This window comes from Dapis hubbardiae BLCC-M172 (assembly GCF_050016015.1).
GTDB lineage: Bacteria > Cyanobacteriota > Cyanobacteriia > Cyanobacteriales > Microcoleaceae > Trichodesmium.
Window position 1 is genome coordinate 1 of the sequence record NZ_JBNHEQ010000080.1, and the last position, 8,875, is coordinate 8,875.

An 8,875-nucleotide genomic window follows, 5' to 3' on the forward strand; every position below is an offset into this window, starting at 1 on the left:
AAAACCGAGTTTCTTTGGGTAAGTTAAATAACTAAAAACAGCGAATTCAGAAACCTGAAGGAAGAACGAAGAAAGAAGAAAAAAGAAGCAGGAACAAAACTTGGAACCTAGAAACCAGTTTTTTTTGTAGATGTCTATGATTAAAATATAAGATTCCTTGTCAAAACCGAGTTTCTTTGGGTAAGTTAAATAACTAAAAACAGCGAATTCAGAAACCCGATTGTTTTTATTGATAACCCGATTTAATATAACTGATAACTTATAACTTATAACTGAATTAATGATTCGTGTTTATACCCAAATACAACAGGGAAAAAATTGGCTGCAAAAGTATCAAGGTCGCCAACCAATTTTTAGCTGTATTTTAGGATTTACAGATACAGGTCTAATTCCAGGAATTTCAGCAGCAGGAGCAACACCACAAGACCGCCAATATACTTGTTTAGCAGATGTAGAATTTTTATATAATGGTCTACAACCACAACCCCAATATCCATTACCACCCCTCAACGCTGGTGCTTCCCCAGTTTTAATTACAAAAGCAATTATTGATGCTCTAAATATTCCTCTTTATTTATTTAATGCAGGTTTAACTCATAAACCAACTGTACCAACAATTGATTTGGGAGGCTCTCCTGCTCGTTGTTTAACTTCTGGCAATGCTTTGGATATGGCAACAGTTCAACATTTACTCGAAGTAGGTAGTTATTGGGGTGAGAAATTAGCTGATGAAGCAAAAGATAGCTATCTAATTTTAGGAGAATGTGTAGTTGGAGGAACAACTACTGCTTTAGCAGTTTTATTAGGTTTGGGTATTGCTGCTGTTGGTAAGGTAAATAGCAGTCATCCTGAATGTAATCATAGTCAAAAGTTGGCTGTGGTACGTCAGGGTTTACAGGTTGCTGGTTTTAATTCGGCGCTTCCACTTTCACAACCTTTAAAACTAATTGCTGCAGTGGGAGACCCGATGCAAATAGTAGTAGCAGCAATGGCAATGGCAGCAAGTCTTAAGGTTGGAGTAATGTTGGCTGGTGGAACGCAAATGTTAGCTGTTTATGCTTTAATGCAAGCATTGGCAGAAAATTTGTCTCTAGCTTGGCAACCTGAGAATATTGTGGTGGGAACAACTCGTTGGGTTGCTGAAGATCCAACTGGAGATACTGTTGGGTTAGCACAAGAAATTGGTTGTGTACCTTTAATGGCAACACAACTTAGTTTTTCTGAGTCTTGTTATCCTCAACTACAAGCTTATGAAAGGGGATATGTTAAGGAAGGGGTTGGTTGTGGAGGATCTGCGATCGCTGCTCATTTATATAGAGATTGGAATCAAACTCAATTGCTGAAAGCTGTTGAAGATTTGTTTGCGCCTTTTATATTTCTTAAATAAAAAGGGAATAGGGAATAGAGAATAATAGCTTTCCACAAGAATTTAGTAGGTACTTAATAAGCACACTTTTGTTATTAGAAAAAACCTGAATCTAGATTTATATCTCATTTCAAAACACTATATAATATTAATCTAATATATTCTCTTTATTTCAATATTTAGGGTTAAGAAAATTTTTTTTTTAATTTATCTCACAGCAAAATATATAGCACGAAACAAATAGGTCAGGAAATTTATCAATGCTCAAACTTAGTCAGAGATTAATTCTGATTTCTGACTTCATGTATATATGCTTTTTGTCTTGTCTAATAGCTATCTCCAATTCAGTTATTCCAGATAAATCATCAATTATTTCCTCTACTCCCTACTCCCTACTCCCTACTCCCTACTCCCTATTCCCTATTTTAAGATTTAATTCTTTTTGAGAGTAATTGTTCTTCTAAAGCAGCAATTCGATTATAAGCTGCTGTTAACTGAGCTGTTAGTCGTTGAATTTGAATTTCTGATGTTAATTCTCCATCAATATTTTGACTACTCTTATTCAAATGATTATCATCTACTAGCACATCCTTATGTTCTAACTCCGGGTCGAAACAGTGATATTTTTGTTTAAGTTCAAGTGCCTGTTGCAGATTAGAATCAGTTTGTGTAGCTTGATATTGATTTACTTTCTCAACAATTATGTAATTTGATACCTTGTCATTGAGTTGCTCAATGATGGCGTGTATTGCTTCAACTTTTTTAGTTAAAGCAATAATTTGTTCTTGCAATAGTTCCATATATTTATTCACTACTGGAAAATTAAATTTACATTATTCAATCTTAATCAACATATAAACATATTGGTTATTATTTCTAATTTCTTAACTTTATAATAAGAATTGATTTCTTAAAAAAAGATTAAATATTGAGATTGCTGAAGATTATGTCAAACTGAAAAAAACAAAAGGTATTCTCTACGGTTGTACTGGAAATTAGTGTTGTAAAATTTATGTCAAATAAGTTGATTCACAGTTAAAATACTCTGAGATCAATTTTAGTGCATATAAATTTTTGTAAATACACTAAAAACTTTTGTGGTATAATAATTAGGTCTATTTTGACGTTTATTAATATAGAGCTATTTATGTATATCTGACTACTTATGAGAAAGATAATATTAATATTTTTGTTGATAAATAATCATAAAATTTAGCACTAAATAAGTTATTTTCTAGATACTATGCCCTGGAATAATATATTGTAGTCTTCACCTATTTTATATATTTTTTTTTAATACTTTTGACTGGGAAGGAATATTGATAGTAGTTTTGATGCTAGATCAATGACTAAGAAAGAAGCTCTCAAGTTTAACCTTGACTGCGCCAGACGAACTTTTGCTCTAAAAGGGGATAAAAAAGGAAATTTTGGATTTAAAGCCTCCTGCTGAAGCTGAAGATTACTGATGCAAAATTCAGAAATCAACCCCCCCGGGGTGCTAATGGCCATTCGCCCCTACATTCCCAGCACTGGTATAACTGATAACTGATAACTGATAACTGATAACTGAAATGACACTAGAGATTCCCTTATTACCTTTAGGCATTCAATTTGCTTCCCCAGGCCCAATTCTTTTCCAGTTGGGGCCTTTGGCAATCCGTTGGTATGGACTTTTAATTGCAAGTGCAGTATTAATCGGAGTCACCCTTTCCCAATACTTAGCTAAACTTCGTGATGTTAACCCTGACTTGTTGGGCGATCTAGTGGTTTGGTTAGTAATAGCTGCAATTCCTGGAGCGCGTTTATACTATGTTTTGTTTGAGTGGGAAGAGTATCAACAAAATCCTATAGATATGATTGCCATTTGGAAAGGAGGAATTGCGATTCATGGAGCAATTATTGGTGGGGCGATCGCTGCTTTGATTTTTGCCAGACTTAATAAAATCTCTTTCTGGCAGTTGGCAGATTTAGTGGCTCCTTCTTTAATTTTAGGACAAGCCATTGGTAGGTGGGGTAATTTTTTCAATTCTGAAGCTTTTGGTAGTCCCACTAATTTACCTTGGAAGTTGTATATTCCTCCACAAAACCGTCCGCCAGAATTAGTAAATTTTGATTATTTCCATCCCACTTTTTTATATGAGTCTTTATGGAACTTAATGGTATTCGGGCTATTGTTATTCCTATTTTTTCGGGATTTGCGGGGTAAACCTCCACTTAAAGTTGGCACTTTATCTCTAATTTATATGGCTGCTTATAGTAGTGGAAGGATTTGGATTGAAGGATTACGAACTGATAGTTTAATGTTAGGACCATTACGGATTGCCCAATTTGTTAGTTTAACTGGTATTTTGTTGGGCTTAGCAGGTTTAGCATGGCTATATTTGTTGAAGCGACCTTTGCCAGATGTTTTCCCCTCAGAAGTTAAAGAAACAAACTAAACTATAGCAATCATATTTAAGTTGTAAGATTTTGGTGGTACTTAGGAGTCAGGAGTCGTAGGGACGTTCGCATTTTTGTTATGCAACGTCCGTACAGGAGTCAGAATTTTTAAGGTTTTGAGCTTCTACTAACTATCATAAAAATTCTCACATCTCATTCGGTGATTGCTATATAGAAGCCATTTGGTATCTATTTAAGAAATTACAAGTCCAATAGCCATCTGGGTTTTACGAGTCTAGCAGTCATTTTTCGTAATTTTTCGGTCTCCTGAACCCCTATAGTTGTTAAGATCCCTAAAACGGCTTTCCTGAAAGCTTTGTATTTCAAGAAAAGATACCTTCAGGGGTTCTATAGACTCTGAAAAATGAAAAAAGCTCTAGGCATAAAGTCTAGAGCTAAACCAGGGTACATCTACCATTCTATTTATCTGAAGATAGATACTTATATCCGGAAAAATTTGGTAGTGTGCCAAGGAAGTGTGGGGAGGGTGGGGAGGGTGGGGAGACAAGAGAAAGTAGGAGGAATAATTGTACCTGTATCTTTTTGTGCAACTCTGCCTTTTGTCCTAACTTTTTAGTCGCTCAAGCTTAAAAATTTGCACTTTTTTCACTCCAAAAATCCGCTAAACATTTATTTATCAGTGCTTTTAGATTAGATTTGCCAGCCCTGCTTACTTATCCCAAACTTTGCCGATCCACAACGGAAAAATTTAGAGACCTAACAAATAATTAGGGTGGTGGTGCATAGTAATGGTAGACAGAGTGTGGTCCGGGTGGGGAGTGTGGGGAGTGTGGGGTAGGGACGTTGCATGCAACGTCCGTACGGAAGTGTGGGAAGTGTGGGAAGTGTGGGGAAAAATTACAAATATCTTCACCATTACTATGTAGGACTACCATAATTAGTTATTAGTAAAGTCATTGCGACTGGAACGGAGTGGAAGGAAGCAATCTCAGGGTCTTAGGGATTACTTCTCTTGGGTAGCAACGACAACCGTTTCAGCAAAATTGATATAAAGCCCCTAGTACGGGAGCAAGATGCTCCCACTGCCTATTTTTTAATTAATTGAAAATGGAAAATACTAAAAATCTTACACCAGCAGTTTACATTGTCGGAGCAGGTCCGGGAGACCCCGACCTATTGACGGTGAAGGCTGACAAAATCTTAGCTAGAGCAGATGTAATTTTATATGCAGATTCTTTAGTACCTAAGCAAATGTTACGGAATGTGTGTTCTGATGCTGAGGTTATCAGAACGGCTAATAAAACTTTGGAAGAAATTTTACCTCTAATGATTGACCGAGTGAGAAAAGGTCTTTCTGTGGTGCGCCTTCATTCTGGAGACCCTAGTTTGTATGGAGCGGTTTATGAACAAATGCAACTTTTGGCTGAAGCGGGAATTAATTTTGAAATTGTGCCGGGAATTAGTGCGTTTCAGGATGCGGCAGCTAAGTTAAAGGTGGAGTTAACTGTGCCTGGGTTGGTACAGACGATTATTTTAACGAGAATTAGTGGGAAAGCAACGGGAGTTCCTTCAAGGGAAGAGTTGGGTAGTTTAGCAGCTCATGGGGCGAGTTTATGTTTGTATTTGAGCGCCCGTCATGTGTGGGAAGCACAGGAAAAGTTGATGGAACATTATTCGGCTCAGATACCTGTGGCGATATGTTATCGGTTGGGATGGCCTGATGAGGAAATTTTGGTTGTACCTTTGGAGAAAATGGCTGTTGTGACTGAGGAGAAACAGTTAGTTAGAACAACACTTTATGTAATTAGTCCTGCTTTGGAAAAGGTGGAAAAAATAGGGCGTTCTGGTCTTTATAATCCTGAACATAATCATTTATTTAGAGGGAAGAAATGATTTTTTTAGATAAATAATTGAGTTAAGATTAAGCTAATTAAATGAAAAATAGTCTTTGCATTCCTATAATAATAAAATCAGTAACCTTTAATTAGGGTTTGCTGATTAAAGATAAAAGCATTAACAGAGCAAATTTTTATCTTGTTTAAATCCTGAAAAAGTACCTAATTTTTGGCTGTTGTTATCTAAAAATGGTAGAGTTTTGAAAACTAAAATCAAAAAATTTAGCCATGACAGATAGTCTAAACTGTTCTCTATTTCCTATCATCAGTATTAGACTTTTTCAGCAAACCCTAATTATTGTATAATTATCGCCCCTCAAGGAGAAACTTATATCTAATAAAATATAGGAAATTGAACAAGCAATTAATTCTTTATCTTGAGATGAACAAAAATGGTTACTGAACCGTTTAACTGAAAAATTCAAGCAAAAGTCAAATCAAATACTTGCAGAATCTAACATAGAAAATCAGATTGAACTAATGGCAAATGATTCAGATATTCAAAGATAAATAGCTTTGATCAACCAAGAATTTATATATAATTATTGAAATTTATGGAATTGATGGAATTGATTACTTTAGCAGTCAGCAGTAAAAATAAAGTCAATTTTTTTCGTTTGTAGTTTTGCTCTAGCTCCTAAAATATATTCTGGCTAGAGCAAAACTAGGAGCTGTTTTTTACTAAACATGATATTACTAAAGTTTAATCAACTAGCACTAAAAATTAGTTGATTAATTTCCTGTTGTTATTTTTATATTTCAACTTGCCAATCTTCAGAACTTAATCCTACTCTTTCAATTGCTTTTAAACAGAATGAATAGATATCATCAGCATACAAATTACCTCCAATAGATGCTCCATTTTTTAGTTTTTTAGTGTTTGGTTTTTTATCGTTCCAGTTTACAAAACGAGGAAATTCTTCTACAAGTTCCTGAAATTTATCCTCATCTACTAGATCGACAATAATATTCATGGTAGTCTCTAACACTTCACGCCAACTTTTAACACTATATGTTTTGTTGAGTACAGACACAGCTTTTGGTTTTGTTCCTCTAACTGTATCTCTAACTGTTCCCTTTTGACTTGCATCTCCAAAGTAAGGCCATATTTTTAAGCAGAAATCTGCTAAATATTCTGTTCGGTCTTCAATATCTTGTTTCTGCCAATTTTTTTTGTCTTGAAAATACTCGTTTAATTTCAGTTTACTGTCTAACAAAATCTCTTTCTTTTTGCTAAAATGACAATTAGAAAGTTCGGAATTATACCCTGTTAAAGTTAAATTTCCCAGTGTATGTAGTAAGAGTTCGTGAGTTATTTCCCAATCTTCTCCTAAAGATTTTTTCCAATCTTCACTTAATCCTTTAGGCATTTGAGGCATAATATGTTCGATGGTAAGATTATCAAAAGATACTTTTTCTTTATGATTGAAAGATTGTTCAATGGACTCTAAAATAAGTTTACCTTTTTCTACCTTAAACCTTGTACCATAAAGTTCAACTTCTTTTAAACTAGCTTTAAACTTGTCATCTGTGGGATAAGAATATTTTTTACCAGTTAACACATATTTTAATCCCTCCATAAATTTTTTATCGGTTTCTCGGTTTATTTGACTGTATAGAGAAGGAAAAATTTTATTTAGGGAGCCAGTAGGAACATTACAGACAAAGCGTCGAATAATAAAATTTTCAATAATATTTAAAACTTCGACAAAATTATCAATAGAAATTTTTTCTTTCATCCAATCATCATAGCAATTAAGTAAAAAAGGGTAGACAGTTGTTACTTCTAATCTTTTCAAACGCATCAAGCAATTACTAATAGATTTATTTGTTTCCTGATGAGGTTCAATGAGTTTCTGATAATAGTCAGCAAATTTAGTTAAATCTTCGAGAGATTCTAAAGCATTTTTGGGATTAACCTTATCCTTTAAATTCAAATAAACTTCGTTTTGTTTCACATCTAAACCGTCTTTCATTAAGTAATGACGAATACACTCTGTTAAACCATCAGCTAAATTATTTTGCATGGGTTTCCAATATTGAGCGTAAATTTCCTCTTGTTGATCGACATGAATTTTCATAAAAAAGTAGTTTCTAATTAGATCGGCTTGACTTAAAGGTTTTCCTTTAGCATTTAAACTTTCAAACACTAAATGAGGATTTTCGTCAGAGGCTAATGTAATACTTACTAAGGAAAGACCAGTAAGAATTGCTTTCTTAAGTGAAGTTAACTCTATTTCTTTATGGCGAATTTTTTTTTCAAAAAAGCGATAACAACCATTAATTAAAGATTTTTCAGAATTAGGTGAATCTCCATCAATAATTTGATGAAAATCAGGACGATCTGCCTGAGTAGGTTGTAATTTGTATTGCTCTAAACCATCTTCATAAGGATTAATTAAAATGGTATTATTAATTTGTTCTGCCAGTTTATTTGTTTCTTTGTTTTGTTTAGCCCGATCGCGAATAACAGCTAATAAAATTAAAATAGTAGTTAGTCTTTGTTGCCCATCAATTAATAAATATTTAGATACTCCTTCAGGTACAGAATTAGTCTGCATTGTGACAATAGAACCCATAAAATGAGGTCGTATAATTTCTTGTTCAGTTAACTCTATCAAATCGTCCCATAAATTATCCCATTGTTGACGTTCCCAACTGTAGGGACGTTGAAATAGGGGAACCACATATTGTTGAGTTCCTTCTAGAATTTTTTGTAGTTTTATTTCCGAAGCTTTCATGTTTTTCAGAAGTTTTATTCAAATTACTTTAGGTTTAATTTTATCTCTTAATTTGCTCAATGAGCAAAAATTCCTATTGTTCTATACGCAATAAAAACTTTCCATCACTCAAACATCAAAATTTTCCTGAGTAAAAATTCCTATTGCGTATTGCGCAATAGAAAAATTTCCGACCCTTATAGACAAAATTTTTCCTAGGTAAAAATTCTTATTGCGTATTGCGCAATAAAAAATTTCTGACCCTCATAAACGAAATTTCCTCTAGGCAAAAATTCCTATTGCGTATTGCGCAATAGAAAAATTTCCGACCCTCATAGACAAAATTTTTCCTAGGCAAAAATTCCTATTGCGTATTGCGCAATAGAAAAATTTCCGACCCTCATAGACAAAATTTTTCCTAGGTAAAAATTCTTATTGGGTATTGCGCAATAGAAAACTTTCCGACCCTTATAGACAAAATTTTTCCTGAGTAA

Annotated in this window: 6 protein-coding genes; 4 read left to right on the forward strand and 2 right to left on the reverse strand. The window is 34.1% G+C overall.

Annotation, left to right across the window (positions count from 1 at the left end; genetic code table 11):
- The first annotated feature begins 280 nt into the window (after positions 1 to 280).
- A complete protein-coding gene (gene cobT / locus ACP6PK_RS08075; protein WP_426559168.1) occupies positions 281 to 1,387 on the forward strand; it encodes a nicotinate mononucleotide-dependent phosphoribosyltransferase CobT in 1,107 nt (368 codons plus the stop codon).
- A gap of 404 nt (positions 1,388 to 1,791) precedes the next feature.
- On the opposite strand, the gene ACP6PK_RS08080 is transcribed toward cobT, so the two are convergent.
- Positions 1,792 to 2,166, reverse strand: a complete 375-nt coding sequence (locus tag ACP6PK_RS08080; RefSeq protein ID WP_426559169.1) for a hypothetical protein — start codon at positions 2,164 to 2,166, stop codon at positions 1,792 to 1,794.
- 771 nt (positions 2,167 to 2,937) lie between these two features.
- Here ACP6PK_RS08080 and lgt point away from each other — a divergent pair.
- The 3 genes from lgt to cobM all read left to right on the forward strand — a co-directional run bounded on the left by lgt (position 2,938) and on the right by cobM (position 5,659).
- Entirely contained in the window at positions 2,938 to 3,804 is an 867-nt protein-coding gene (lgt, locus tag ACP6PK_RS08085) for a prolipoprotein diacylglyceryl transferase (RefSeq protein WP_426559170.1), read from the forward strand.
- Between the two features lie 365 nt (positions 3,805 to 4,169).
- Complete coding sequence (locus tag ACP6PK_RS08090) at positions 4,170 to 4,382, forward strand: hypothetical protein (RefSeq protein WP_426559171.1); 213 nt, start codon at positions 4,170 to 4,172, stop codon at positions 4,380 to 4,382.
- Between the two features lie 491 nt (positions 4,383 to 4,873).
- Positions 4,874 to 5,659: a precorrin-4 C(11)-methyltransferase gene (gene cobM, locus ACP6PK_RS08095; RefSeq protein ID WP_426559172.1), complete on the forward strand. Its 786-nt coding sequence runs from the start codon at positions 4,874 to 4,876 to the stop codon at positions 5,657 to 5,659.
- A gap of 754 nt (positions 5,660 to 6,413) precedes the next feature.
- Here cobM and ACP6PK_RS08100 read toward each other — a convergent pair.
- On the reverse strand, positions 6,414 to 8,402 hold the full coding sequence (locus ACP6PK_RS08100) for a DUF262 domain-containing protein (RefSeq protein WP_426559173.1): 1,989 nt from the start codon (positions 8,400 to 8,402) through the stop codon (positions 6,414 to 6,416).
- Positions 8,403 to 8,875: the final 473 nt, after the last annotated feature.

What these genes read in the sequence shown, in the direction of transcription:
- cobT (WP_426559168.1), top strand. Translation starts at nt 281, where the DNA reads ATGATTCGTGTTTATACCCAAATACAACAGGGAAAAAATTGGCTGCAA.
- ACP6PK_RS08090 (WP_426559171.1), top strand. Translation starts at nt 4,170, where the DNA reads ATGAAAAAAGCTCTAGGCATAAAGTCTAGAGCTAAACCAGGGTACATC.
- ACP6PK_RS08100 (WP_426559173.1), bottom strand. Translation starts at nt 8,402, where the DNA reads ATGAAAGCTTCGGAAATAAAACTACAAAAAATTCTAGAAGGAACTCAA.
- lgt (WP_426559170.1), top strand. Translation starts at nt 2,938, where the DNA reads ATGACACTAGAGATTCCCTTATTACCTTTAGGCATTCAATTTGCTTCC.
- cobM (WP_426559172.1), top strand. Translation starts at nt 4,874, where the DNA reads ATGGAAAATACTAAAAATCTTACACCAGCAGTTTACATTGTCGGAGCA.
- ACP6PK_RS08080 (WP_426559169.1), bottom strand. Translation starts at nt 2,166, where the DNA reads ATGGAACTATTGCAAGAACAAATTATTGCTTTAACTAAAAAAGTTGAA.